This is a genomic window from Streptococcus sp. HMSC034B05, assembly GCF_001809055.1.
Lineage (GTDB): Bacteria > Bacillota > Bacilli > Lactobacillales > Streptococcaceae > Streptococcus > Streptococcus constellatus.
Window position 1 is genome coordinate 39,502 of record NZ_KV795590.1, and the last position, 25,865, is coordinate 65,366.

The following is a 25,865-nucleotide window of genomic DNA, read 5'->3' on the forward strand; positions in this document are numbered from 1 at the left end:
TCTTTTTATCTTGAAAGAGTTGGGAAACCGACTCTTTTCATTTTACTTTTTAAAATACATGTAGTTAAGAAAAGGTTTTTAAGGATTTGAATTGCAATAAGGGGCGTGATATAATGAGGTTATCTGAGTCGTATGCTCATGATTGTAGTTGGCATAACTTTTATTACTTATAGTTTTCTCGGCAGGGGAATGGCACCAACCAAGGAGAATGTCTTTAAACCCAAATCCTTGAAAAAGAAAGCTAAGAAATAGATTTTTTGTTGGAAGGGGTAGTTGACTGGGCTGCCTGCTTGCTTAATAAAGGAGACGGAGATGGAACGTTATCAATTAAACAATGGTGTAGAGATTCCGGTTTTGGGCTTTGGAACTTGGAAGGCTCAGGATGGTGAAGAGGCCTATCAGGCAGTGCTGACAGCACTTGAAGCAGGCTACCGGCACATTGATACTGCGGCTGTTTATAAGAATGAGGGAAGTGTGGGTCGTGCAATCAAAGACAGCGGTATCTCGCGGGAAGAGCTCTTTATTACGACCAAGCTCTGGAATGGTAATCATACTTATGAGGAGACTCAAGAAGCTTTTGCCCGCTCCTTAGAGCGTTTGGGGCTGGACTATCTGAATCTCTATCTTATCCACTGGCCTAATCCGAAACCGCTGCGGGAGCAGGATGCTTGGAAACAGCGCAACGTAGAGGTTTGGCGGGTTATGGAAGACCTCTATCGGGAGGGGAAAATCCGAGCTATCGGTGTCAGCAATTTCCTACCTCACCACCTAGAGCCTCTGCTTGAGACAGCGCATATTTTGCCTGCGGTCAATCAAATTCGTCTGGCGCCTGGTGTCTATCAGGCTGAAACAGTGGACTATTGTCGTAAGCATGATATTCTCCTAGAGGCTTGGGGTCCCTTCGGTCAAGGGGAACTTTTCCGCAATGAAGAAGTCAAGGCTGTGGCCGATAAATACGGCAAATCTGTCGCTCAAATCGCTCTGGCTTGGAGCCTGCAAGAGGGCTTCCTGCCCCTGCCCAAGTCGGTTACGCCTGAGCGAATCAAGAGCAATCTGGACTGCTTTGACATTACCCTTAGCCCGGCAGACCTAGAAGTGCTGAAAAACATTCAAGGTCTTGAAGGTGGTGCTCCGGACCCAGATAAGATGGATTTTTAGATGGTGATTGACTGGAACTGCAATCAAAATTCTCTCTTCTGTGCGATAAAGAAATCAAAGGACTGATTGAGGAGGTTATTGAGCCACTGGGAGTGGGAAGATAAGGAAGAAAAGAAGCAGTCAAGGCTTCAGTCAGTATCATTTATCAACATTCTCCTCCAATCTAGGAGTCGAATTGTCCTCCTTGCTAAAATTTGGAGGGAATCTAGCTTTCAGATAGTCCTATTTATGAAAATTTCCAAGTAATCTATCCCTCAAATAAGAGGATTTACTAAAATTGATTGGCATTCTATGTCTAGGATGACACTAATCACTAAAGTTTCTAGGTATTCTAAGTCTTGAATGCTCGGATGATTCGTTTTTTATAGACAAATAGTCCCCGTCGGAAGGTTTACTAGCAATCAGATGGGGATTTTTGCTGTCTTTTTTCTTTGAAAAAGAGAAAAATGCTCTTTCGGGTTTTAAAAACAACATTTCAGAGCAGCCTTGCCAAAGATTTATCACCACATGCTATACTTGTTTTATCATATTTTTGGAAAGGATTATTATGACAAAAACCTACACCATTCGCCCCCTGCCTTACAGCAACTTTACTAACCGTGAGTTTGAGAGCCTGATGACGGACTTTCATCAGGTTCTTACTAGCTTTGCCAAGTCCTACAAGGATGAGGCTATGTATGATGATCATCTTGAAGTCTTTGACAGTAAGCTGGAGCAATTCCAAGCCCAGTTGGCCAGCGTAGAAAATAAACAAACCTTGAGTCTAGCAGAAGTGGATAAGGAGCGGGACAGTGCCCTAGTCGGACTGTTTACCTTGCATAGGGGCTTTGCCAAAATCAAGGAGCCCAATCTCAAAGCTGCCCACGAAACCCTAACGCCAGTCCTTGCGAAGTATAAGGACATCACCAAGCATACCAACGATGTCGCAACTGCTGAAATCAAGAGTCTCCTCAAAACCCTCAAGGAGGAACCTTATGATGCAGCAGTGACTACCTTGGGTCTTCTGCCGATGCTTACCGCCGTGGCAACAGCTCAGGAAGACTATGACCGGGCAGAAGCTCTGGCGCGTGCAGCCAAGTCCAGCAAAGAAGTCGGCAAAACCAAGCAGTTGCGTACCGAGCTCTCCCGTATCTATGACCTCTTTATGCGCTATACCGCAGCCTCCGCAGAAGCTTATCCAGAGAAAGCCCACTTTGCCAAACTCCTCAAGGATCTCAACACCATCCGAGACAGCAAGCGCCGCCTGGCCAGCCCAAATAAGAAAACCAAACCGGAACAAGTACCGGAAGTAGCAGGATAAAGAATAATCCCTTAGAATTGTAATTTCTAGGGGATTTTTGGTGCTTAATAGACATTGGCTAAGGAATGTGAAGGAAACCATATTATTAACAAAAAAATGAATTTTTAGGAATATCCAGAGAATTTTATTGCATAAAAACTTTATGGATTATATAATAACTGATATAATGTGAAGTGTATTTATCAAACAATGCTGGTTAAGAACTCAGGAGATAAAATGGAAGAAGAAATCATTACCAAGCAGTTAAGTTATTTTATAATGACTAAAATTAAAAATAATATTTTGATTTCTAATTTATGAAAAAGGGGAGTGATTAGTATAGTTAATATTGAATTTAAAAAAGAGTTATCTAAACGTATTTATGAGGCAAGAAAAAGATCAAGGCCTAAAAGATGTCTGCTTTGTGATAAAGAAATTACGAATCTTTGCAATTCACATTCAGTACCTCAGTTTGTCCTAAAAAATCTTGCTGAGAACGGGAAAATAGTCCAATCTACAATGCTTATGTCGTTTGAAGATATTGATTTTTTTGATATAGAAAAAGGAATAAATAATTCCGGAACTTTTAAATACATATGTGATAATTGTGATAATACTTTCTTTAAAGATTATGAGTCCGAAGAATCTTTATTGGGTGACATAACAGATAAAATGTTAGCTGAAATTGCTTTAAAAGATGAATTATTAAATGTTGCTAAAAGGAGTCAGGAGAAGGAACTATATAAGCAAATGGAAGATAGGATCTTTGGAATTGACATGTTAATGGAGCAACATGATTTAGATTTAAGAGATTTTCATTTTGATATAGAACTTCATAAAAAAGAAATCATAGATAATTCAAAAGGGGCATATCAAATTATATATAAAGAGTTGCTTCCATATGTTGTCCCGATTGCAACTCAAGTTTCAGTTACATTAAAGTCCGATATGTATGGATATCCAGTAAATGACATTTATGATTTTTCTCCTGATGTGAGAATGGAAGGGTTACATTTAGTTATATTCCCGTTAAAAAAACAAACACTTGTTTTAACCTTTTATCACAAGAAAAATAAAAAATATAGGAGTCTCAGGCATCAATTTAATAGTGAGAATTCAAACAAAGTGAAAAAATTTTTGAATTATGTTTTATTTGCCTACACTGAACATTATTTTCTATCTAAACAAATTAGTGAGAGAATCCTTCAACATGATAAATTGATACAATTAAGTAAAGAGATATTTCAGCGGCCTAAATTTAGTCGGACTATACAACCAAATTATGTTCCTGTGAAACCAGATGAAATTCCAAATTTACTGTCAAAAGAATGGGCGATTGGTGAATAAAAGATGAAAAAAGTACCTAAGACTAGATTTACAAATTACCAGGATATCTGGAGTGAAACAAATTTATCAACTATCTCTCCTTTGCGAGGAGGCTTTGCCTCTCGTTGAGGCAATTGACCAAACCTACTTTGGCCAGCTGGGCAGTCAGGTGTCAGATTTTAATCGGCTTTTACTAAAATTGGAGGAAAACGATGGTTAAGTTCTGGGTTGGTGTTGTTTCAGAAAATCATGTTAAACGTGGTGTTACTGGTGGTTTTTGCCAGGTTTGTCATGGGAAGGGCGGCCCTTTAAAACGCATGAAAAAAGGCGATTACCTACTCTACTACAGTTCTAAAATTGATCTTGATTCTGATCAAAAACTGCAGGCTTTCACAGCTGTGGGTAAAATGACAGGTGACGAGGTTTATCAATTTGAAATGGCACCAGATTTTATCCCTTTCAGGCGGGATGTTGAGTATTACAAATCTGTCCGGCCTTGTCCGATTGGAACTGCCAGGCAGCACCCAGACTGGAAAAACTATGCCAGCCAGCTACGCTACGGGCATTTTGAGGTCAGTCAAGATTTCTTTATGTATGTTTTTAATTCTATGAAGTTGGAGTAAGTCTGGACAAGATTGCCCTTTTTTGCTATAATACTAGTCAGAAAGAAAGTCTTATGGCATTTCTCAAGCGAGCCTGAGATAGTGGAAGTCGGGTGAAATAAAGTATGAACGGGCGCTTTCGGTAAATTTTAGTCCTTGATGTTATCTTAAGGCTATATTAACAATGAAGTAATAAACTAGGGTGGAACCGCGTTTTGACGCCCCTATGCAAAGCTGTATAGGGTGTCGTATCGATGCAGTTCTACTTTTTTTGATGATAAGGGATAAGGAGTTATAAATGTCTAAAAAATTAACCTTTCAGGAAATTATTTTAACGTTGCAGCAGTTTTGGAATGAACAGGGCTGCATGCTCATGCAGGCCTATGATAATGAAAAAGGTGCTGGAACCATGAGCCCATATACTTTTCTTCGTGCCATTGGACCTGAGCCATGGAATGCGGCTTATGTCGAACCTTCGCGACGTCCAGCAGATGGGCGTTACGGCGAAAATCCGAATCGCCTTTACCAACATCATCAGTTTCAGGTTGTAATGAAACCAAGTCCTAGCAACATTCAAGAGTTGTATTTACAATCATTGGAATTGTTAGGGATTAACCCGCTAGAGCACGATATTCGCTTTGTCGAAGACAACTGGGAAAATCCTTCGACTGGTTCTGCAGGTTTGGGTTGGGAAGTATGGCTTGATGGAATGGAAATCACACAGTTTACTTATTTCCAACAGGTCGGTGGTTTGTCTACTGATCCAGTTACCTCAGAAGTAACTTACGGTTTGGAGCGGTTGGCGTCCTATATCCAAGAGGTGGATTCCGTTTATGATATTGAGTGGGCAGATGGAGTTAAGTACGGAGAAATTTTCCGTCAACCAGAATTTGAACATTCAAAATACAGTTTTGAAGTGAGTGATCAAGCTTTGCTGTTGGCTAATTTTGATCATTTTGAAGCTGAGGCTAAGCGTTGTTTAGAGTATAATCTCGTTCACCCTGCTTACGATTATGTTTTAAAATGTTCGCACACCTTTAATCTATTGGATGCTCGCGGAGCTGTTTCTGTGACAGAGAGAGCGGGTTACATTGCTCGGATTCGTAATTTAGCACGTATTGTTGCTAAAACCTTTGTGGCTGAGCGCAAACGGCTAGGCTATCCATTGTTAGACGAAGTAACACGTGAGAAATTATTGGCTGAGGAGGAATAAAAATGACGAAGAATTTATTGGTTGAGTTAGGGCTTGAAGAAATGCCTGCTTATGTTGTAACACCAAGCATGAAACAATTGCGTGATAAAATGGCAGCCTTTTTAACAGACAATCGTTTGACATTCGATAAGATTGAAATGTTTTCCACTCCTCGTCGCTTGGCTGTACGTGTGTCCAATCTAAGTGAAAAGCAAACAGACCTGACAGAAGACTTCAAAGGACCAAGTAAGAAAATTGCTTTGGATGCAGATGGTCATTTTACGAAAGCTGCGCAAGGCTTTGTTCGTGGAAAAGGCTTGACGGTTGAAGATATCACATTTCGTGAAGTAAAAGGTGAGGAATATGTCTATGTGACCAAACAAGAAATCGGAAAACCCGTTGAGGAATTGATTGACGGTATTGTGGATGTATTGAGATCACTAACTTTTCCTGTAAATATGCACTGGGGTAGTCATACATTTGAATATATTCGCCCTGTTCATACCCTCACCGTGTTATTGGATGATGAATCTTTTTTGATGAATTTGTTTGATATTGAAAGTGGACGGACAAGTCGAGGCCATCGTTTTCTAGGTCATGAAGTGAAGATTCAGTCTGCAGATTCTTATGAAGAAGATCTGCGCGAAGTTTTTGTCATTGCTAGTCCAATGGAACGGGAAAACATGATTTTGGATCAAATCAAAGAAATTGAGAGAATGCACAATGTTCATGTGGAAATTGATGAAAATTTGTTAGATGAAGTGCTGAACTTGATTGAGTATCCAACCGCCTTTATTGGGCGTTTTGACGATCGTTACTTAGATGTTCCGGAAGAAGTCCTTGTTACGTCTATGAAGGTTAATCAACGTTATTTTGTTGTTCGCAATGAAAATGGCAAGCTTCTTCCATATTTCGTATCGGTACGCAACGGAAATGCAGAACACATCGAAAATGTCGTTAAAGGAAATCAGAAAGTTTTAGTGGCTCGGTTAGAAGATGCAGAATTTTTCTGGCGCGAAGATCAACGATTGATTATTTCTGACTTGGTTGACAAGTTGAAAAAAGTAACTTTCCATGAAAAAATTGGCTCATTAGCGGAGCACATGGAACGAACAGCAAAGATCGCAGCTCTTTTAGCAGAAAAAGCACACTTATCTACTCGGGAAGTGAAAGATGTAACCCGTGCCGCATCTATTTACAAATTTGATTTATTGACCGGTATGGTTGGAGAATTTGATGAATTGCAAGGTATCATGGGAGAAAAATATGCTCTATTTGCAGGAGAAAACACAGCAGTAGCTAGAGCTATTCGAGAGCATTATTTACCAACTGCCAGTGACGGTGAATTGCCAGATACGAAAGTTGGTGCTATTTTAGCCATTGCAGACAAGATAGACACGATTCTTTCGTTCTTCTCAGTCGGACTTATTCCAAGTGGTTCAAATGACCCTTATGCTCTTCGTAGGGCAACACAGGGTGTTGTGCGCATTTTGGATAAATTTGGTTGGCATATTGCCTTAGATGAATTGATAGAACAGCTCTATGCGCTGCAGTTTGATAGTCTCACATATAGTAACAAAGAGCAGGTACTTGATTTCTTCCGTGCGCGTATTGAAAAAATGATGGATAATGATATTCCGAAAGATATCGTAACAGCTGTGCTCAACAGCTCGACGTTTGTTGTACGTGATTTGGTCGAGGTGGCGGCTCTTCTAGCAGAAAAAGCACAAGAAAATTCTTTCAAACCAGCAGTTGAAAGTTTGGCGCGTGTCTTTAATTTGGCAGAAAAAGCAGAAGCAGTGAGTGTTGTGAATGAAAGTCTGTTTGAAAATGAAGAGGAAAAAGAACTTCATACAGCAATCGAGCACTTGACTTTATCTGATGATCTTGCAGGTAATATTGAACAATTATTTGCTTTAAGTCCGGTCATTGATGCCTTCTTTGATAACACCATGGTCATGGCAGAAGATGAAGTTATTCGAGCAAATCGTTTGGCGCTCTTAGCTTCTTTAACAACAAAAGCTAAAAAAGTGGCACAATTTAACCAAATCAATACGAAATGATAAGAGGTGAATTTTATGGATTCAAAGAAAATTGCACGAATCAATGAGCTTGCCAAGAAAAAGAAAACAGTTGGCTTAACACCCGAAGAGAAAGTAGAGCAAGCTAAGTTGCGGGAAGAATATATCAAAGGGTATCGTCGTAGCGTTCGTCACCACATCGAAGGAATCAAGATTGTAGATGAAGCAGGAAATGACATCACGCCAGAAAAGCTCCGTCAAGTCCAACGAGAAAAAGGCCTGCACGGTAGAAGTTTGGATGATCCAAATTCGTAACAGAAATGATATAAAAATCGCTGAGAAATATTCTCAGCGATTTTTGGCTATTTGGTAATATCCTCAAAATGATCAAATGTTTGACTATCAACGACAGCCATTAACAGTTCTTTATCTTTAAAAATGTAGCTAGGTGGTGTATCAATATTAAGTACACCATCAGGATTTTCTCGAAAACCGATAATATTCAGATTATAGTTTTGACGAAGTTTCAATTGTGCTAAATTTTTACCAATCCAGGATTGAGGTGGATAAAATTCAACAATGGCTACATTTTTGTCTAATTCAATCACATCAGTAGTGGCTTGGTGCAAGATATTTTTAGCAAGTGAAATCCCAGTTTCACGTTCAGGGGAGATGCAGCGATCAGCCCCGACTTTTAGCAACACTTTTCGGGTTGTCTTGCTTTTTACCTTAGCAATCACTTTTTCAACGCCTAAAGATTTACAGTGCATGACGGCAAGGACGCTGGATTCTAGATTATCCCCAGTAGCGACCACTACAGTATCACAAGTATCAATTCCTGCTGCCTGTAGCAAATCATAGTCTGTAATGTCTCCTACGACTCCGCGTGCCAAAACTGGTTCAAAATGATTGATGACATCATCATGATCGTCAACTGCAATAATATCGCAGTTGTATTTGCAAAGTGTGTTAATGATACTGCGACCGAAAACTCCTAGCCCTAGTATACCAATTGTTCGTTTATCCATTAAATTCCTTCCTATCCAACGATAATATTTGCATTGGCAAACTTAATCGCTTCTTTTTTATTTGGTTTTCGATTGGAGAGACTGACAATTAATGTCAATGGTCCAATCCGTCCGATAAACATCAAAAACATGATAACTGTTAAAGCTGCATGATTTAAAGTAGGTGTTAAATTTGCAGTCACTCCCACCGTTCCAAGAGCAGACATCGCTTCAAACATTAAATAGATGAACCGATGCCCATTATCTGCAGTCAATGTTAAGAATGTCAGTCCCAAAATAAAGGTTGTTGTAAAGACAATCAAAACACTGAAAGCTTTTTGAATGGTGGATGGAGAAAAGGTATGGTGTCCGAAATTTGTATTAGGCAAACCAAGAATTTCTGTTCTAGCAAAGGCTAACACAACCAAAAAAGTGGTAATTTTCAATCCTCCAGCCGTTCCTCCAGGAGCACCACCTAGAAACATTTGAATGATATAAAGAAGTAATGTAACTGGGCGAGCTTGAGTATAGTCAATCGTTGCAAATCCAGCTGTCCGCATGGTGACGGTTTGAAAGAAACTAACTAAGAGTTTATTTCCCATAGGAAGCCGACCGATTGTGTTTGCATTGTGATATTCCGTTAAGAGTGTCAAACAGGTTCCGCTTATTAAGATAATGGCAGTCAAAGCTAGAACTAATTTTGTATGAAAACGTAGTTTTCTTTTTCGACCATTTGTTTGAATATTTGTTTTTAGGTCGAACCAAACTGAAAAACCTAAACCACCCATGATAATTAAAGCAGCAATAGTTAAATTAACCAGAGCATCTGTTTGATAGGCTAGTAAACTATTACTACCTAAATTATCAAATCCGGCATTACAAAAAGCAGAAATAGCAAGGAAAATGGAAGTTAGAGCGCCCTTTCCCCAGCCTAAAAGAGGGATAAAACGAAAACTGAGAATCAAGGCTCCAAGGGTTTCTATACTAAAAGTGATTAGAAAAATCGAGCGGAGAAAATCACGTATAGAATTTGTTTCGTTTTGACTGAGACTTTCTTGCAAAGTGGTCCGATTGGAAAGGCTGAGTTTCTGATTGGAGCGGACGTAAATCAGCCCGATGAAGCTAATCAGCCCCAAACCACCGATTTGAATAAGAAGCATGCAGATAATCTGTCCCCAAATATTGTAAGTATCTGCAACAGACTGCGTAAAAAGTCCGGTCACACAGACCATTGAAACCGACGTGAAGAGATGGTCGAAATAGTTGGCTTTAGAAGTTGCTACCTGCACGAAAGGCAGATCTAAAAGAAGAGAGCCCACCACGATAACGAAGGCAAAACTCAATAAAATACGCCTCGCAGGAGACAATCTTGATAAAAAACGTGACATTCTTATCTTCCTTCATAGAATAATGACTTTATTTTACCATAAAGCAGCTTAAAAAACGAGAAGGAAGGCGCAAGAAGTCTAATCCTTCTTCAAAAATTTTCGACCGAGAAAGATGCAGCAAGCAATCACTGCCACATCTATCCAAAACAATATAGGATCTGTCAAGGTGAAGAAAAAGTAGAAGGAAATGATAAGGAGAATAGTTAGAAGAGGTAAGATAATTTTTTTGTATTGTTGAAGATTCATTTGAATTTAGTCTTTCTATTTTTTACTTGTTCCAAAAAAGTGTGTTTAGGTCTGTCTTCAAAGCTAGCGCTAAACTAATGCAAAGTTCTAGTGTTGGGTTATATTTGTTGTTTTCAATCATGTTAATTGTCTGCCGCGAAACGCCAATCTTTTTAGCAAGGTCCAATTGTGATAGATCTAATTTTTTTCGGAAATCTTTTACTCGATTCATGCTTTTATCCTTGGTTTGATGTCAAATATAACTGACTTTTATAATTATATTATTATAGAAGAAACTAAGTAAATATGTCAAGTATAATTGACAAAAAACTTTACATGATTCTGAAATTCATTTTTTAAATCTTTATGGTATAATAGTGAAGATATGACAAATGAATTTCATCATGTAACAGTTCTTCTACACGAAACCATTGATCAGCTTAATGTAAAACCAGATGGAATCTATGTTGATGCGACATTAGGTGGGGCAGGGCATAGCGAATATCTTTTGAGTAAATTAGGAAAAAACGGTCATTTATATGCTTTTGATCAAGATCAGACCGCTATTGATTATGCTCAAAAACACTTAGCGCTTTATGTAGCGCGAGGAATGGTGACCTTTATTAATGATAATTTTCGTCATTTAAAGGAACGTTTGCATGAGCTAGGTGTTGAAGAAATTGATGGCATTTGTTATGATTTAGGGGTTTCTAGTCCGCAATTGGATGAGCGCAAGCGTGGGTTTTCCTATAAACAGGATGCTCCGCTTGACATGCGGATGAATCAGGATGCAAAGTTGACGGCTTATGCAGTAGTCAATCAATACAGCTATCACGATTTGGTGCGGATTTTCTTCAAGTATGGAGAAGATAAATTTTCAAAGCAAATTGCTCGGAAAATTGAGCAAATGCGTGAAAAGAAACCGATTGAGACCACTACGGAGTTAGCAGAGATTATCAAATCTGCTAAGCCTGCCAAGGAATTGAAAAAAAAAGGGCACCCTGCTAAACAGATTTTTCAAGCCATTCGCATCGAAGTTAATGATGAGTTGGGAGCGGCAGATGAGTCCATTCAACAAGCGATGGACTTGTTGACGGTTGATGGGCGTATTTCGGTGATTACGTTTCATTCGTTGGAGGATCGCTTGACCAAGCAGCTTTTTAAAGTAGCCTCAACAGTAGAAGTACCGAAAGGGTTGCCGTTTATTCCAGAGGAATTACAGCCTAAAATGAAGTTGGTCACTCGGAAGCCCATTTTACCAAGTCAAGAAGAATTAGATCAAAATAATCGAGCCCATTCAGCTAAGCTGCGTGTGGCGCAAAAAGTACATAAGTGAGGATTGAGATGGCAACTAGAACAAGAACAACTGGCCAGATACTTCAGGCACGAATTCAAAAATTTTCTCGTGTTGAGAAAGCATTTTATGGAGCGATAGTCTTGACAGCGGTTATCTTAGCAACCAGTGTTGTCTTTATGCAAACAAAATTATTGCAGGTGCAACGTGATTTAACGACTGTCAATTCAAAAATTGAAGCAAAGCGCACAGAACTAGATGATGCTAAACAAGAAGTAAACGAATTGATTCGTAGTGAACGTTTGTCAAAATTAGCAAGTTCACAGGAAATGACCCAAAATAATGAAAATATCAGAACGGCGGAATAAAGCATGAATGGACTTAAAAGACAAATTTTAAACCATGCTTTGAAAAATCGGAGAAATCCTAACTATAACCGTAGACGAGTGGGGAAAAACCTAAGCGTTTTGACGGTTTTTGTCTTTTTTGTTTTCTTGATCAATTTTGCAATTATCATTGGAACTGGAAAAAAGTTTGGTGTGAACTTGGCTAAACAAGCAAGTCTGGTGCATCAGGTGACAAGGATTGTACCCGCAAAGCGTGGAACGATTTATGATCGCAATGGTCTTCCAATAGCTGAAGACGCAACTTCCTATAATGTTTATGCTGTTATTGATAAAAACTATAAGTCAGCAACTGGAGAAATTCTTTACGTAGAAGAATCTCAATATGACAAAGTAGCTGAAGTGTTTAATAAGCATCTCGGCATGGATAAGGATTACGTCAAAAAGCAATTATCTCGAAAAAAATTACAGCAAGTTTCATTTGGTTCCCAAGGAAATGGAATCAGTTATAGTAATATGAATACCATTCGTGAGGAATTGAAAAAGGCAAAAATAAAAGGAGTTGATTTTACAACTAGTCCAAATAGAAGTTATAAAAATGGGAATTTTGCTTCAGTGTTTATTGGATTAGCGCAACTTCAGGAAAATAAAGATGGTAGCAAAACGCTTGTTGGTACGACAGGTTTAGAAGCTGCTTTAAATAAGACATTAGCCGGAACAAATGGAGTCATCACCTATGAAAAAGATAAAAACGGAAATATAGTACCAGGATCTGACAAGATTTCAAAGAAAACACAAGATGGAAAAGATATTTATACAACCTTATCCTCAGACTTACAGTCTTTCCTTGAAACGCGGATGAATGCGTTTGTAGAAAAAGCTAAGGGAACTTATGCCAGTGCCACATTAGTCAGTGCAAAAACTGGGGAGATTCTTGCAACGACACAGCGTCCAAGCTTTGATGCTGATACGAAGCAAGATCTGACAAAAGACTTCGCTTGGTCCAGTGCTCTCTATCAAAATCAATATGAACCGGGCTCAACGATGAAAGTCATGACACTTGCTGCGGCGATAGATAACAAGACTTTTCCAGCAAACGAAACCTATAATAATAGTGGGCTGCAAATTGCAGATGTGACGATTCGTGACTGGCTTGTCAATATGGGGCTTTCTGAAGGGCAAACACTAACATATGCCCAAGGTTTTGCCCTTTCTAGTAATGTGGGAATGGCTTCTCTTGAAAAGAAAATGGGAGATGAAAAATGGATAGACTACCTTAGCAAATTTAAATTTGGATTACCCACGCGTTTTGGAATGAATTATGAAGATTACGGTGGTCTTCCGGCAGATAATATCGTAACCTATGCAATGAGTGCCTTTGGTCAGGGAATTTCAGTTACGCAAGTACAAATGTTACGGGCTTTTTCTTCCATAGCCAATGATGGCGTAATGGTTGAACCAAAATTCATTAGTGCTATCTACGATTCAAAAAGTGGTCGTGCACGCAAGAGTTCTACAGAGATTGTTGGCCGTCCTGTTTCAAAAGAGGCTGCTAAGACAACGAGAGATTATATGGTAACTGTCGGTACAGATCCTGTTTACGGAACCTTGTATAGCAAGGCAGAAGGTGGTCCAATTATCAGAGTGCCTAACCAAAATGTGGCGGTTAAATCAGGTACAGCGCAGATTGCAGGTGAAAATGGTAGCGGTTATCTAACAGGTGAAAATGATTACATCTATTCTGTGGTGGCTATGACACCAGCTGAAAATCCCGATTTTATCATGTATGTAACTCTGAAGCAACCTTCAGAATCTTTCCAACCCATTTTCTGGAAAGAAGTTGTTAACCCTGTATTGGAAGAGGCTGCAGCGATGAAAGATACGCTGAACTTGACGACACAATCTCCCGTTCTAAAATCTGTTTCAAAAGAATTGACTTATAAAATGCCCTCCGCTAAGAATACTAGTCCTGGTGATTTGGCTGATGAATTACGACGCAATCTTGTGCAACCTATTGTTTTGGGAACCGGTAAAAATATTAAGAAAGTTTCCGCGAAAGCAGATGAAGAGCTGAAGTCCAACCAGCAAATTCTTATCCTAACAGATGATTTTACAGAAATGCCTGATATGTATGGTTGGACGAAGAAAAATGCTGAAACATTTGGTGATTGGTTAGGCATAAAAGTCCATGTCAAAGGTAAAGGCTCAAAAGTTGTAGCTCAAAGTGTCAGGACCAACGCATCGCTTAAAAAAATAAAAGAAATAACAATTACATTAGGAGATTAGCATGTTACAAGCTATCATTGCAGGTATTGTGACTTTTATTCTAACTTTAGTTGGAATACCTGCTTTTATTCGTTTTTATCACAAAGCCCATATTTCCGGCCAACAAATGCACGAAGATGTGAAACAACACCAAGCAAAAGCTGGAACTCCTACTATGGGAGGAACTGTGTTTTTGCTAGCTTCTGTGTTATCTAGTTTTGTGACAGCTCTCATTTCTAAAGAACTTTCAAGTGCTGCCTTGATGGTACTATTTATTCTGGTTTTGTATGGTATCGTTGGTTTCTTGGATGATTTTTTAAAGGTTTTTCGTAAAATAAATGAAGGTTTAAATCCCAAGCAGAAACTAGCTCTTCAAATTATCGGTGGCATTGTTTTTTACTTCTTTTTTGATACCCACGGTGGGGGAGATTTACTCAATGTTTTTGGTTTCCCACTTCATTTAGGCTATCTTTATATTGCTTTTACTCTCTTTTGGTTGGTTGGCTTTTCCAACGCAGTCAATTTGACAGATGGCATTGATGGATTGGCCAGTATTTCTGTTACAATCAGTTTAGTAGCTTATGCAGTCATTGCGACAGTTCAACATCGTTTAGATATTTTAATTGTTATTTTGAGTATGATTGGTGGTCTGCTTGCATTCTTTATTTTCAATCATAAACCAGCCAAGATTTTTATGGGGGATGTAGGAAGTTTGGCTCTTGGTGGTATGTTAGCAGCAATTTCGATAGCACTTCACCAAGAATGGACGCTTCTTATCATTGGGATTGTCTATGTCTTTGAGACAACTTCAGTTATGATGCAGGTTTCTTATTTCAAACTGACTGGAGGCAAACGGATTTTTCGGATGACACCAGTTCACCACCATTTTGAACTAGGTGGTTTGTCAGGTCATGGTCAAGCTTGGAGCGAATGGAAAGTTGATTTCTTTTTCTGGGGAATCGGTCTTATAACTAGTTTACTAACACTTGCGATTTTATATTTATAAGAGAAATGACTCATTTTAAAGTACTTTAAAATGAGTTTTTTATATAATATCTGACAAATTTTCTAAAAATTCATAATTTATCTTGTATTTATATAAAAAAAGTGTATAATAGGTTCAATATTTAGTCAAAGGAGGGTAGCGGTTGCTGTTTTAATAAAGTAGAGTATCTTATTTTTTTAACTTAAAAAGAATGTTTATTCAACTTAGTCTAGATAGCGGAATTTGTAATTTTTGATTCTTTATGCATAATTAAAACTATTTTGATTGTATAACCCAACAAATGACTATTATTTAAATGGATAATATTTTTTGTTTAAAAATGATTTTTACTTTTTAAAACTGTTTTGGCATAATATGCGATGTAATTAAATGTGATATTAGAGGAGGTTTATCTATGAAATCATCAAAATGGATTATTGCAACGGGAGTTGTGCTAAGCACTGGAATCTTATTAGCAGGTTGTGGCAAGTCAACTTCTAATACGTCAACATACTCATATGTGTATACACAAGATCCAGATACGTTGAATTATCTGATGGCTAATCGTGCGACAACTTCAGATGTTGTGACCAATTTAGTTGATGGATTATTAGAAAATGACCGATACGGAAACTTAGTTCCAGCACTCGCTAAGTCATGGACAGTCTCCAAAGATGGTTTGACCTATACCTATAAATTACGTAAAGACGCAAAATGGTACACATCAGAAGGTGAAGAGTACGCAGGTGTAAAAGCACAAGACTTTGTGACAGGTTTGAAATATGCTGCAGATAATAAATCTGAAGCCCTTTACCTTGTGCAAGATTCTGTCAAAGGATTAGATGCGTATATCAAAGGGGAGACAAAAGATTTTTCAACAGTTGGTGTGAAAGCTGTAGATGATTATACAGTACAGTATACTTTAAGTCGTACGGAACCTTATTGGAATTCAAAAACAACTAATAATATTCTCTTTCCAGTGAATTCGGACTTTTTGAAATCGCAAGGAAAGAATTTTGGTTCTGTGAAACCGAGTAGCATTCTTTACAACGGTCCATATCTGCTGAAGTCTTTGACGGCTAAATCCTCTATGGAATTTGCTAAAAATCCTCATTACTATGATAAAAAGAATGTTCACTTGGACAATATCAAATTGACTTATTATGATGGATCAGACCAAGAAGCGCTTATCCGAAACTTCACAGATGGCGCCTATAGTGCGGCTCGTCTCTATCCAAATAGTTCAAGTTTTGCTTCTGTCAAGAAACAATATGCCAACAATATCATCTATAGTTTACAAGATGCAACTAGTTATTATTACAATTTTAACTTAAATCGTCAGTCTTACAATCACACATCTAAGAAAACAGATGCTCAAAAATCTTCAACGCAAGAAGCGGTACTAAACAAAGCCTTTCGTCAAGCTATCAACTTTGCTTATAACCGCACTTCTTACGGTGCACAAAGTAATGGGAAAGATGGTGCAACAAAGGTGTTGCGGAACACGCTCGTGCCACCAACATTTGTTTCCATTGGAGATAAGACTTTTGGCGATGTGGTATCCTCTAAGTTAGTAAATTATGGTTCAGAATGGTCTAATATGAATCTGACTGATGCGCAAGATGCTTACTACAATCCAGAAAAAGCAAAAGCTAAATTTTCTCAGGCAAAAGCAGAATTGCAGGCCAAAGGTGTTCAATTTCCCATTCACTTAGACGTACCAGCTGATCAAACTAGTAAAATCGGTGTTCAGTGGGAAAGTTCTATGAAACAATCTGTTGAGTCTGTCTTAGGAGCCGATAATGTTGTGATTGATATTCAGCAGATGAGCTCAGATGAACTGAACAATATCAGTTATTTTGCCAATACTGCCGCTCAAAAAGATTATGACTTGTACAATGGCGGTTGGTCAGGAGACTATCAAGACCCATCCACTTATCTAGATACCTTGAATACTAAAAATGGTGGTAGTTTGCAGAACTTTGGCTTAGAACCAGGTCAAGAGAATGCTAAGATAAAGGCTGTTGGTTTGGATACCTATACTACAATGCTTGAGGAAGCAAATGCTGAAACCAATGAGACGAAGCGTTATGAAAAATATGCTGAAGCACAAGCGTGGTTGATTGATAGTGCTTTGACAATGCCCAATCTCTCTCTTGGAGGGACGCCGTCTGTGACAAAGACTGTTCCGTTTAGTCGTTCGTATTCTCTGGTAGGGATTAAAGGTGGTTCAAGCAACTACTTTAAATATGTTGAATTACAAGATAAAATTGTGACGACTAAAGAATACGAAAGTGCTAAAAAGAAATGGCTGAAAGAAAAAGAAGCGTCTAATCAAAAAGCACAAGATGATTATGAAAATCATGTAAAATAAAACGGGTACAAGAAATTTCTATGAACGATAAGTTTCATAGAAGTTTCTTTTTTGTACGAAAAGAGCTGTTTTAAAACGATACTGCTTAAAATGCATGTTTCGGATTGTTTACTGACAGTTCCATTTTTTCAAAAAAATTTCTTGACAAGGTGGTTCTATCTTGTTATACTAATAAAGTACTCAATCGCGGGGATGGCGGAATTGGCAGACGCGCAGGACTAAGGATCCTGTGACCGCTTTAGGTCGTGAGGGTTCAAGTCCCTCTCTCCGCATCAGATAGGCTGGCTTCGGTCAGTTTTTTTATTTTGCCATTTTGAAATATGAGAATGAGAAAATTGTTTTATATGAGAAAACGCTTAAAAGATTAGGAAATGCTGGTATTTTTTCCTGAAAAGTGATAAAATAAACAATGTAAGTGGGGAAACCCATAAAAATAAATAGGAGGCCTAATACTAATGGCAATCGTTTCAGCAGAAAAATTTGTCCAAGCAGCTCGTGACAATGGTTATGCAGTTGGTGGATTTAATACAAACAACCTTGAGTGGACTCAAGCTATCTTGCGTGCAGCAGAAGCTAAAAAAGCTCCAGTTCTTATCCAAACTTCTATGGGTGCTGCTAAATATATGGGTGGTTATAAAGTATGTAAACTCCTCATTGAAAGCCTTGTAGAATCAATGGGAATTACTGTACCAGTTGCTATTCACCTTGACCATGGTCATTATGAAGATGCACTTGAATGTATCAAAGTTGGTTATACTTCAGTTATGTTTGATGGTTCTCATCTTCCAGTTGAAGAAAACCTTGAAAAAGCTCGTAAAGTGGTTGAATTTGCGCATGCAAATGGAGTATCAGTGGAAGCTGAAGTTGGCACAATCGGTGGCGAAGAAGACGGTATCATCGGTGACGGTGAATTGGCTCCAATCGAAGATGCAAAAGCAATGGTTGAAACTGGAATTGACTTCCTTGCAGCAGGTATTGGGAACATTCACGGACCATATCCAGCTAACTGGAAAGGTCTTCACCTTGATCACTTGCAAAAATTGACAGAAGCTGTTCCTGGCTTCCCAATCGTATTGCACGGTGGTTCAGGTATTCCTGATGACCAAATCCAAGCAGCTATCAAATTGGGTGTGGCAAAAGTTAACGTGAACACTGAATGTCAAATTGCTTTTGCTAAAGCTACTCGTAAATTTGCTGCTGAATACGAAGCAAACGAAGCAGAATACGATAAGAAGAAACTCTTTGACCCACGTAAATTCTTGAAACCAGGTTTCGAAGCAATTACAGAAGCTGTTGAAGAACGTATCGACGTATTCGGTTCAGAAGGTAAAGCTTAATTAAGCTTACCAAATAAAAAAGAAAATCTCGCTTTGGCGGGATTTTCTTTTGACTTGAGTTGTTTGTGATGTAGTATAGGATTCATTATTTTTTCTTTTCCTCTTGACAAATCAAATTTGCATGCTAGAATAGATTTATACGTTTATTTCGCCGATTTAGCTCAGTTGGTAGAGCAACGCACTCGTAACGCGTAGGTCGTAGGTTCAAGCCCTATAATCGGCATCATTGAAGGTCTTCATTGAATTGAAGGCTTTTTTGTTGTTTATACAGTACGTAAAAAGGGGCTATAATCTGGTCAGCTCATGAAAAACAAGTAAGCTATTCAGATTTCACGACCACTTACCTATCCAAATGAACCACTTACTGAAAAGCTCTTGAATTTCATGCGACAATTGTTATAATAAAATAAAGAAAAGCGAGGGGAGCGTTTATGAAAATTCGAGTAGAGTTAGATTCGAATCTGGAAGAAGCAGAAATTGTCATTAAGGCACCTCGCTTTGATGAACAGATAGAGCGCATTCAACGTTCTTTGGAAGAAGTTGCCAAGCCATCTATACTTTTTTACAAAGATACGAGTGAATATTATGTTGATTTAGCAGATATCCTCTTCTTTGAAACGGATGGAAATAAAATTTTTGCGCATGCTCGAAATAATGCTTATGAAGTCAAACTGAAATTGTATGAGCTAGAAGAATGTTTGCCGCGGTATTTCTGTCGTATTTCTAAATCAACGATTACGAATATTAAAGCAATTTATTCATTAGAAAAGTCTTTTTCAGGAACTAGCAGTATTCGCTTTTATGATACCCATAAGCAAGTACATGTATCTAGGCATTATTTTCAATTCTTAAAAGAAAAATTAGGTGAAATGAGGTAAATATTATGAGAAAAACATTATTTGGAGTAGGGCTTTTAGTACTGGCTGGTTGGATACTGTTGCAAGGGAATTTTGGTATACCATCTATTCGCTTCAATTTTTGGCCACTACTTATTGTGTTGGTTTTTGCTTACCTTGCACTTGAAAATTTTTGGAGAGGAAATTTATCTGGCGGGGTTATTTTAGCCATTATTTCCCTAATCGTTGCAAATAGCAGCTATCACTTTTTGCCCATCTCATCTGGAACGATTTTCCTAGCAGGGATTTTGGCTTCTATTGGTATTGGATTGATTTTCAAACCAAAACGAATTTGGGGTATTTATCATGGTCAAAATGCTCGTCGTGTCATAAATGGAGACATCAATTTTGGAAGTGGTACACGCTATATCCATTCGGATGATTTTACTTATGAAACACTAGATTGTGCTTTTGGGAATGCTACGGTTTATTTTGACAATGCTATCATTAAAGGAGACTCTGCAACTTTTGATATTGATGTATCTTTTGGGAATGCTACATTATATGTACCAAGTAATTGGCGTGTAGAGTTAGATGTGGATAATGCTTTTGGTACAGTGACGAATCCCCGTAATATCAATGAGAAAGATAAGACTCTTTATGTAAAAGGAGATGTATCTTTTGGTCGCTTAGGAATTATTTATATTTAAAATTTAAGAAAGTCACTGATCTACTTGAATTTTGAAATATAAGAAAAATAGTCTTGCAAAATCTTAAAAATTGTGATAAAATTTTACGGTATGTGGTATAAAGCCCGTGAAACTAATCAGGAGGACAAGTATAAATGGCAAAAGTATGTTACTTTACAGGTCGTAAAACCGTATCAGGAAACAACCGCTCTCACGCAATGAACCAAACAAAACGTACTGTGAAACCAAATCTTCAAAAGGTGACAATCTTAGTTGATGGTAAACCTAAGAAAGTTTGGGCTTCAGCACGCGCCCTTAAATCTGGCAAAGTTGAACGCGTTTAATTAACGAAAGGATGGACCTTTGAGAGGTTCATTTTCTTTTGCATAAGAAAGCGGATTACGGATATGTTTGTTTTAAGATAAGTAAAAGAAACATTCCATATTGATTGAATCCTTTTTAATAATGTACTCTCTCTTGTACAGTCCGCGTAAAATATGGTAAAATAAACTATAAAATACTTTTGAGGTAGAAATTATGACTGTAAAAATCAATACAAAAGATGGTCAAATCGAGCTGACAGATGATGTTATTGCGACAATCGTTGGCGGAGCGGCAACTGAAATTTTTGGTGTAGTCGGAATGGCCAGTAAAAATGCCATTAAGGATAATTTCCAAGCTTTGTTGGGCAAAGAAAATTATGCAAAAGGTGTTGTAGTAAAAACAACGGAAGAAGGAAGCATTGCTGTTGATGTGTATACAGTTTTGAGCTATGGTACTAAGATAAGTGAAGTGTCTAAAAATATTCAAGAGCGTGTGAAATTCAGTCTTGAGAATCAGCTTGGAATTACTGCTGAAACAGTAAATGTCTATATCCAAAATATTAAAGTTGTAGGAGAATAATCGTGTCAAATATTACTACTAGTTTATTTCAAGAAATGGTGCAGTCTGCATCTACTCGTTTGAATAAACAGGCTGAATATGTCAATTCTTTAAATGTTTTTCCTGTGCCGGATGGTGACACAGGTACCAATATGGGAATGACCATTGAAAATGGAGCAAAGGAAGTTGCAGATAAATCTGCTTCTACTGTTGGTGAAGTGGCTGGAATTTTTGCAAAAGGTCTCTTGATGGGGGCGCGTGGGAATTCTGGTGTTATTACTTCACAGCTTTTCCGTGGTTTCTCTCAGAGTGTGAAAGAAAAGGAAGAATTAACAGGACAAGATTTAGCTCTTGCTTTTCAGTCTGGAGTTGAAGTGGCCTACAAAGCTGTGATGAAGCCTGTTGAAGGAACGATTTTAACTGTTTCTCGCGGGGCTGCAATCGGTGCTAGAAAAAAAGCAGAAGAAACAGACGATGCTGTTGAGGTGATGAAGGCTGCTCTTGAAAGTGCTAAGATAGCTCTTGCGAAGACACCAGATATGCTTCCGGTCTTAAAGGAAGTGGGAGTTGTGGACTCTGGTGGTCAAGGTTTGGTGTTCATCTATGAAGGCTTTTTGGCAGCGTTGACAGGTGAATACATTGCATCTGAAGAGTTTCAGGCAACGCCTGCAACAATGACGGAAATGATTAATGCAGAGCATCATAAGTCAGTAGCGAGTCATGTGGCAACAGAAGACATCAAATTCGGTTATTGTACTGAAATCATGGTGGCTTTGAAAAAAGGTCCAACGTATGTAAAAGAATTTGATTATGATGAATTTCGCAATTATTTGAATGAATTGGGGGACTCACTCCTTGTCGTCAATGATGACGAAATTGTAAAGGTTCATGTCCACACGGAAGATCCAGGTTTAGTCATGCAGGAAGGCTTAAAATATGGAAGCCTTGTCAAAGTCAAAGTAGATAATATGCGCAATCAACATGATGCACAAGTTGAAAAGGAAGAGCGTGAGAACAAGCAAACTGCTGAAGAAAAGGAGTATGCTGTTATTGCAGTTGTGGCTGGTGAAGGTTTGGCAGAAATCTTTAAGGCACAAGGAGTAGACTACATCATCTCCGGTGGTCAAACGATGAATCCTTCAACAGAAGATTTTATTAAGGCAGTTGAACAGGTCAATGCTCGCCATATCATTATCTTGCCAAACAATAAGAATATTTTCATGGCGGCACAATCGGCAGCTGAGGTAATTGAACAACCTGCTGCAGTAATAGAAACAAGAACGATTCCGCAAGGTTTAACAAGCCTATTGGCTTTTGATTCAAGTAAATCTATTGAGGAAAATCATGACCGAATGACGGCTGCTCTTACGGATGTGATAAGTGGTAGTGTGACAACAGCTGTTCGCGATACAACGATTGATGGATTGGAAATTCATGAAAACGATAATCTTGGTATGGTAGATGGAAAAATTGTTGTGTCTAATCCGGATATGTTGACAACATTGAATGAAACATTCAGTAAAATGTTAGATATAGACAGCGAAATTGTGACGATTTACATCGGTGAAGATGGAAGTGAAGATTTGGCCAATGAATTGGCTCAAGATATTACTGAAAAATTTGAAGATGTAGAAGTGGAAATCCATAAAGGTGGACAACCAGTTTATCCATATCTTTTTAGTGTTGAATAAAATCAAAGAATCATTGAAAGGCGACTCAACCGAGTCGCCTTTTTTGTGACATTTGTCATGTGAAACGATGACAAAATCATCTAGTTGGAATTTTTGACAAAATATATAATAGAATTATCAAAAGGAAAGGCAGCTGGTTTATGAAAAAGATGTTCAGCTCTCTATATTTTAGTGATTCAGCAATCAATGAGAATTGGTCATTATAATGTAATATCTTGATGAAGACTGATAACGAGTATTCTGTACAGCTTGTTCTTTGGAAGTAGGATTTCCAATCAAGATAGGACTGCTGGTATTTTACACTATTTTTGGAGTGTCTTTGCAATCTTGATTGCTCAGTCTTTATGTATGTACTTATAAAGGAGGAAAAAGATGAATTTGATTAAAGTAAAGGATTTGTCCAAAGAGATTCGTGGGAAAGAAATTTTGAAAAATATTTCTTTTACAATTAACGATGGAGAATGTGTGGCGTTGATTGGTCCAAATGGTGCTGGGAAAACGACACTAATGGATTGCTTGTTGGGCGATAAGTTTCTTACAGGTGGACAGGTCAGGATTCAGAGTTTGCAGTCGACAAATAATCAATTGAAACAGGTAGTTGCTATTTTGCCACAAGAAAACACAGTCGTGGCAGATTTGAAGGTAAATGAACTATTAAACTTTTTCCAAAGTATTTACCCAAATAGTCTGAGCGATCAGGAAGTTGATATTCTGTTGAAATTTACGGATAAGCAAAAAGAACAGTTGGCCAGTAAATTATCTGGTGGTCAAAAACGGTTACTTTCTTTTGTTTTAGCTCTTATCGGGCGTCCAAAGATACTCTTTTTAGATGAACCAACTTCTGCTATGGATACTTCTACAAGACAGCATTTTTGGGAAGTTGTGGATGAACTAAAGAAAAATGGTGTGACTATTGTTTATTCTTCTCACTATATCGAAGAAGTGGAGCATACAGCGGATCGTATTTTAGTGCTACATAAGGGAGAACTAATCCGAGATACGACGCCGTATGCCATGCGTAGTGAGGAACAGGAAAAACACTTCACTATTCCACTTTCTTACCGAGCTATTGTAGAAAACTTACCTGAAGCAACCGAAATCGAAATCAAGCAAAGTGCTCTGTCCTTTGCAACTAAAGAGGCCAGTAAAGTATGGCAAGTCTTGATTCATAATGGCTGTACGATTGAGGAAATTGAAGTACGCAACCGAACGTTGTTGGATAGTATTTTTGAGACAACATAAGAATAGGAGTTTGTGATGAAACAATTGATGAGTTTAATGGAAATCGAATTGATATTGGCAAAACGACAAGTGACTTACTATTTATTGTCTATTGGGATGCCGACGGATTTTTATCTATTGTTCTCTGGAATATACTCTACCAAGTAATTTTTTGCGAGATTATTTGTTTTCAATGACAGCCTTTAATATGATGTCAACAGCTTTCTTCTCTTTTCCTAGTACATTGCATACAGATAAAATTAGTAATTGGCAGAAAACAATCGTTCATTCTCCTGTTTCTGTGGTAGAATATTATATATCTAAGTTTTTGGCGATGATGATAGATTACTTGCCTGCGATTACAGTCGTATTTTCAGTTGGGCATATCGTCCGTCATGTGAATGTGCCAATGATGGATTGGTTTGTATCGGCAGGGATATTGATGATGGGGAGTGCAGCCTTTGTTGTACTTGGACTGTTGCTAGCGCTGATTCCGAATACACAGTTTGTTTCTGTGATTGGCAATATTGTTTATATGACCTTAGCTATTCTCGATGGGCTTTGGTTTCCATTGACGATGTTTCCGAGTTTGATGCAGGCAATCGGCAAAACTTTGCCAACTTATCAATTGATGAACTTGATTTCTGTCTATTTGAACCAGCATCGTCTTGATTGGGGTTCTGTACTCTAACTTAGTTGTATTTACCTTGTGTGTGAGTGGTTTGATTTTGTGCATAAAAAACGGATTGAGGTAAAATAATTTGATGTGGGAAAAATTTAAAAATATTCACCATGTGTTTCATGTTGCTGTAGTTTTTATCTTTTTTCCGATAGCGGGTGTCACAAGTGGTGATTACCCGCTTTTAACCTTGCTGTGGACAGCTATTTTTATCGGTGCGTATTATACGATTTTGCTAAGTAATCATAAAATGTTTCAACAGATTTCGTGGTTGATTTTACTTGTCTATACTTTCTATAGCTCGATTTAGTTGAATTCTGGTTTTGTCTGGTACATTTTTTATCTTTCCAATCTTTTTGTTTATCATTTTAAGGAGATGTCTTTTAAATCCTGGCGCTTTGGGAGTTTTTTGACCTTGCAACCCCTTCTTCTAATTAGTCTTTATATGAAAAATCCAGTTGATATCTCCTATCTTTCGTTTTTATTGGTTACTTTTCTATTTTCAGACTTAATGACTTTTGGTCTTCATCGAATACAGCTTTCTGAGCAAATCAAGGAAGAAAAAATGAAGCAAAACGCTGGCACTGCACCCCCAAAATGGGACAGTAGAAAAACACTATTAGTGGATATGTCAAGAAAAAGTAGACACAAAGTTAAGTGGATTAGAGACTATTTGTCTCAAATTCTATTGGTGACCGATATCCTAATGCAGAATGAAGATGTTTTGGATTATAATAGGTTTCAATGTATTTAAAGATTTCAAGTTGAGCTTGTTCAATGGATGCAAAATGTGCATCGTTGACAAGCTCTCTTTTTAATGTTTTATAAAAGGATTCCATAAGGTAAGGGTTCTCTTTTCGACTCATGTTAGATTTGCATTTTTTCTTCCTAAGCAAGTCTTGGAATCGTGCTCCGGTATATTGTGAACCTTGATCTGTATGGACTATTAATCCTTCCTTAGGTCTTTCTCTATGATAAGCTTGATTAAAAGCATCTGTTACCAACTGGTCTTGCATGCGATTTCCCATCGCCCAACCTACAATTTTTCTGCTATAGATATCTATAAAGAC

General features: G+C 38.0%; 23 protein-coding genes, 2 tRNA genes and 3 pseudogenes. 24 read left to right on the forward strand and 4 right to left on the reverse strand.

Annotation, left to right across the window (positions count from 1 at the left end; all coding sequences use genetic code 11):
* The first annotated feature begins 312 nt into the window (after positions 1-312).
* From HMPREF2542_RS01300 to HMPREF2542_RS01330, 8 genes and pseudogenes are all read left to right on the forward strand, one after another.
* On the forward strand, positions 313-1,158 hold the full coding sequence (locus tag HMPREF2542_RS01300) for an aldo/keto reductase (RefSeq protein WP_070484157.1): 846 nt from the start codon (positions 313-315) through the stop codon (positions 1,156-1,158).
* Between the two features lie 547 nt (positions 1,159-1,705).
* The gene (locus HMPREF2542_RS01305; RefSeq protein WP_070484159.1) at positions 1,706-2,458 is read left to right on the forward strand and encodes a DUF6261 family protein; all 753 of its coding nucleotides are present in this window, start codon (positions 1,706-1,708) and stop codon (positions 2,456-2,458) included.
* A 309-nt stretch (positions 2,459-2,767) separates the two neighbouring features.
* Positions 2,768-3,784: a hypothetical protein gene (locus HMPREF2542_RS01310; RefSeq protein WP_006270113.1), complete on the forward strand. Its 1,017-nt coding sequence runs from the start codon at positions 2,768-2,770 to the stop codon at positions 3,782-3,784.
* 88 nt (positions 3,785-3,872) lie between these two features.
* Positions 3,873-3,983: pseudogene (locus HMPREF2542_RS09420) on the forward strand (MarR family transcriptional regulator); the annotation flags it as partial.
* On the forward strand, positions 3,976-4,386 hold the full coding sequence (locus HMPREF2542_RS01315) for an EVE domain-containing protein (protein WP_070484162.1): 411 nt from the start codon (positions 3,976-3,978) through the stop codon (positions 4,384-4,386). The pseudogene HMPREF2542_RS09420 and the gene HMPREF2542_RS01315, both read left to right, overlap by 8 nt.
* A gap of 277 nt (positions 4,387-4,663) precedes the next feature.
* Positions 4,664-5,578, forward strand: coding sequence for a glycine--tRNA ligase subunit alpha (glyQ, locus tag HMPREF2542_RS01320; protein WP_058670175.1), 915 nt, complete (start codon positions 4,664-4,666; stop codon positions 5,576-5,578).
* 2 nt (positions 5,579-5,580) lie between these two features.
* Positions 5,581-7,620, forward strand: a complete 2,040-nt coding sequence (gene glyS, locus HMPREF2542_RS01325; protein ID WP_070484166.1) for a glycine--tRNA ligase subunit beta — start codon at positions 5,581-5,583, stop codon at positions 7,618-7,620.
* Positions 7,621-7,635: 15 nt separating this feature from the next.
* Positions 7,636-7,893, forward strand: coding sequence for a DUF896 family protein (locus HMPREF2542_RS01330; RefSeq protein ID WP_070484169.1), 258 nt, complete (start codon positions 7,636-7,638; stop codon positions 7,891-7,893).
* Positions 7,894-7,940: 47 nt separating this feature from the next.
* On the opposite strand, the gene HMPREF2542_RS01335 is transcribed toward HMPREF2542_RS01330, so the two are convergent.
* The 3 genes from HMPREF2542_RS01335 to HMPREF2542_RS01345 form a co-directional block, all read right to left on the reverse strand.
* Positions 7,941-8,606, reverse strand: coding sequence for a potassium channel family protein (locus HMPREF2542_RS01335; protein WP_006270110.1), 666 nt, complete (start codon positions 8,604-8,606; stop codon positions 7,941-7,943).
* 11 nt (positions 8,607-8,617) lie between these two features.
* Positions 8,618-9,973 carry a TrkH family potassium uptake protein gene (locus tag HMPREF2542_RS01340; RefSeq protein ID WP_003070328.1) on the reverse strand — a complete coding sequence of 452 codons (1,356 nt, stop codon included), beginning with the start codon at positions 9,971-9,973 and terminating at the stop codon, positions 8,618-8,620.
* A gap of 268 nt (positions 9,974-10,241) precedes the next feature.
* Entirely contained in the window at positions 10,242-10,430 is a 189-nt protein-coding gene (locus HMPREF2542_RS01345) for a helix-turn-helix transcriptional regulator (protein WP_003070327.1), read from the reverse strand.
* A gap of 153 nt (positions 10,431-10,583) precedes the next feature.
* Between HMPREF2542_RS01345 and rsmH the strand changes: the two genes are divergently transcribed.
* The 16 genes and pseudogenes from rsmH to HMPREF2542_RS09425 all read left to right on the forward strand — a co-directional run.
* Entirely contained in the window at positions 10,584-11,534 is a 951-nt protein-coding gene (gene rsmH / locus HMPREF2542_RS01350) for a 16S rRNA (cytosine(1402)-N(4))-methyltransferase RsmH (RefSeq protein WP_006270105.1), read from the forward strand.
* Positions 11,535-11,542: 8 nt separating this feature from the next.
* Positions 11,543-11,860 carry a cell division protein FtsL gene (ftsL, locus tag HMPREF2542_RS01355; protein ID WP_003070323.1) on the forward strand — a complete coding sequence of 106 codons (318 nt, stop codon included), beginning with the start codon at positions 11,543-11,545 and terminating at the stop codon, positions 11,858-11,860.
* A gap of 3 nt (positions 11,861-11,863) precedes the next feature.
* Positions 11,864-14,122, forward strand: a complete 2,259-nt coding sequence (pbp2X, locus tag HMPREF2542_RS01360; protein ID WP_058670177.1) for a penicillin-binding protein PBP2X — start codon at positions 11,864-11,866, stop codon at positions 14,120-14,122.
* A 1-nt stretch (position 14,123) separates the two neighbouring features.
* Entirely contained in the window at positions 14,124-15,107 is a 984-nt protein-coding gene (gene mraY / locus HMPREF2542_RS01365) for a phospho-N-acetylmuramoyl-pentapeptide-transferase (RefSeq protein ID WP_058670178.1), read from the forward strand.
* Positions 15,108-15,501: 394 nt separating this feature from the next.
* A complete protein-coding gene (locus tag HMPREF2542_RS01370) occupies positions 15,502-17,460 on the forward strand; it encodes a peptide ABC transporter substrate-binding protein (RefSeq protein ID WP_058670179.1) in 1,959 nt (652 codons plus the stop codon).
* A gap of 186 nt (positions 17,461-17,646) precedes the next feature.
* Positions 17,647-17,732, forward strand: a tRNA-Leu gene (locus HMPREF2542_RS01375).
* Between the two features lie 183 nt (positions 17,733-17,915).
* The gene (locus HMPREF2542_RS01380) at positions 17,916-18,797 is read left to right on the forward strand and encodes a class II fructose-bisphosphate aldolase (RefSeq protein ID WP_003070319.1); all 882 of its coding nucleotides are present in this window, start codon (positions 17,916-17,918) and stop codon (positions 18,795-18,797) included.
* 150 nt (positions 18,798-18,947) lie between these two features.
* A tRNA-Thr gene (locus tag HMPREF2542_RS01385) sits at positions 18,948-19,020 on the forward strand.
* Positions 19,021-19,228: 208 nt separating this feature from the next.
* Positions 19,229-19,675, forward strand: a complete 447-nt coding sequence (locus tag HMPREF2542_RS01390; RefSeq protein WP_003073783.1) for a LytTR family DNA-binding domain-containing protein — start codon at positions 19,229-19,231, stop codon at positions 19,673-19,675.
* 5 nt (positions 19,676-19,680) lie between these two features.
* Positions 19,681-20,343, forward strand: a complete 663-nt coding sequence (locus HMPREF2542_RS01395; protein ID WP_049482233.1) for a LiaF transmembrane domain-containing protein — start codon at positions 19,681-19,683, stop codon at positions 20,341-20,343.
* A gap of 134 nt (positions 20,344-20,477) precedes the next feature.
* Positions 20,478-20,666 (forward strand): 50S ribosomal protein L28, encoded by a 189-nt coding sequence (rpmB, locus tag HMPREF2542_RS01400; RefSeq protein WP_003025909.1) that lies wholly within the window; start codon positions 20,478-20,480, stop codon positions 20,664-20,666.
* A gap of 193 nt (positions 20,667-20,859) precedes the next feature.
* Positions 20,860-21,225 carry an Asp23/Gls24 family envelope stress response protein gene (locus HMPREF2542_RS01405; protein ID WP_003025907.1) on the forward strand — a complete coding sequence of 122 codons (366 nt, stop codon included), beginning with the start codon at positions 20,860-20,862 and terminating at the stop codon, positions 21,223-21,225.
* 2 nt (positions 21,226-21,227) lie between these two features.
* Positions 21,228-22,895, forward strand: a complete 1,668-nt coding sequence (locus HMPREF2542_RS01410) for a DAK2 domain-containing protein (protein WP_006270062.1) — start codon at positions 21,228-21,230, stop codon at positions 22,893-22,895.
* A gap of 372 nt (positions 22,896-23,267) precedes the next feature.
* Positions 23,268-24,137 carry an ABC transporter ATP-binding protein gene (locus HMPREF2542_RS01415; RefSeq protein WP_058670180.1) on the forward strand — a complete coding sequence of 290 codons (870 nt, stop codon included), beginning with the start codon at positions 23,268-23,270 and terminating at the stop codon, positions 24,135-24,137.
* 15 nt (positions 24,138-24,152) lie between these two features.
* Positions 24,153-24,876 (forward strand): annotated as a pseudogene (locus tag HMPREF2542_RS01420) (ABC transporter permease).
* A 4-nt stretch (positions 24,877-24,880) separates the two neighbouring features.
* A pseudogene (locus HMPREF2542_RS09425) lies at positions 24,881-25,375 on the forward strand (sensor histidine kinase); the annotation flags it as partial.
* 82 nt (positions 25,376-25,457) lie between these two features.
* Here the strand turns inward: HMPREF2542_RS09425 and HMPREF2542_RS10050 are convergent.
* A partial coding sequence (locus HMPREF2542_RS10050) for an IS3 family transposase (RefSeq protein WP_083278798.1) occupies positions 25,458-25,865 on the reverse strand: 408 nt, incomplete at its 5' end.

Excerpts from the sequence above, each read along its gene's own strand:
- HMPREF2542_RS01300 (WP_070484157.1), top strand. The coding sequence starts at position 313 with ATGGAACGTTATCAATTAAACAATGGTGTAGAGATTCCGGTTTTGGGC.
- HMPREF2542_RS01305 (WP_070484159.1), top strand. The coding sequence starts at position 1,706 with ATGACAAAAACCTACACCATTCGCCCCCTGCCTTACAGCAACTTTACT.
- HMPREF2542_RS01315 (WP_070484162.1), top strand. The coding sequence starts at position 3,976 with ATGGTTAAGTTCTGGGTTGGTGTTGTTTCAGAAAATCATGTTAAACGT.
- glyQ (WP_058670175.1), top strand. The coding sequence starts at position 4,664 with ATGTCTAAAAAATTAACCTTTCAGGAAATTATTTTAACGTTGCAGCAG.
- glyS (WP_070484166.1), top strand. The coding sequence starts at position 5,581 with ATGACGAAGAATTTATTGGTTGAGTTAGGGCTTGAAGAAATGCCTGCT.
- HMPREF2542_RS01330 (WP_070484169.1), top strand. The coding sequence starts at position 7,636 with ATGGATTCAAAGAAAATTGCACGAATCAATGAGCTTGCCAAGAAAAAG.
- HMPREF2542_RS01335 (WP_006270110.1), bottom strand. The coding sequence starts at position 8,606 with ATGGATAAACGAACAATTGGTATACTAGGGCTAGGAGTTTTCGGTCGC.
- HMPREF2542_RS01340 (WP_003070328.1), bottom strand. The coding sequence starts at position 9,973 with ATGTCACGTTTTTTATCAAGATTGTCTCCTGCGAGGCGTATTTTATTG.
- HMPREF2542_RS01345 (WP_003070327.1), bottom strand. The coding sequence starts at position 10,430 with ATGAATCGAGTAAAAGATTTCCGAAAAAAATTAGATCTATCACAATTG.
- rsmH (WP_006270105.1), top strand. The coding sequence starts at position 10,584 with ATGACAAATGAATTTCATCATGTAACAGTTCTTCTACACGAAACCATT.
- ftsL (WP_003070323.1), top strand. The coding sequence starts at position 11,543 with ATGGCAACTAGAACAAGAACAACTGGCCAGATACTTCAGGCACGAATT.
- pbp2X (WP_058670177.1), top strand. The coding sequence starts at position 11,864 with ATGAATGGACTTAAAAGACAAATTTTAAACCATGCTTTGAAAAATCGG.
- mraY (WP_058670178.1), top strand. The coding sequence starts at position 14,124 with ATGTTACAAGCTATCATTGCAGGTATTGTGACTTTTATTCTAACTTTA.
- HMPREF2542_RS01370 (WP_058670179.1), top strand. The coding sequence starts at position 15,502 with ATGAAATCATCAAAATGGATTATTGCAACGGGAGTTGTGCTAAGCACT.
- HMPREF2542_RS01380 (WP_003070319.1), top strand. The coding sequence starts at position 17,916 with ATGGCAATCGTTTCAGCAGAAAAATTTGTCCAAGCAGCTCGTGACAAT.
- HMPREF2542_RS01390 (WP_003073783.1), top strand. The coding sequence starts at position 19,229 with ATGAAAATTCGAGTAGAGTTAGATTCGAATCTGGAAGAAGCAGAAATT.
- HMPREF2542_RS01395 (WP_049482233.1), top strand. The coding sequence starts at position 19,681 with ATGAGAAAAACATTATTTGGAGTAGGGCTTTTAGTACTGGCTGGTTGG.
- rpmB (WP_003025909.1), top strand. The coding sequence starts at position 20,478 with ATGGCAAAAGTATGTTACTTTACAGGTCGTAAAACCGTATCAGGAAAC.
- HMPREF2542_RS01405 (WP_003025907.1), top strand. The coding sequence starts at position 20,860 with ATGACTGTAAAAATCAATACAAAAGATGGTCAAATCGAGCTGACAGAT.
- HMPREF2542_RS01415 (WP_058670180.1), top strand. The coding sequence starts at position 23,268 with ATGAATTTGATTAAAGTAAAGGATTTGTCCAAAGAGATTCGTGGGAAA.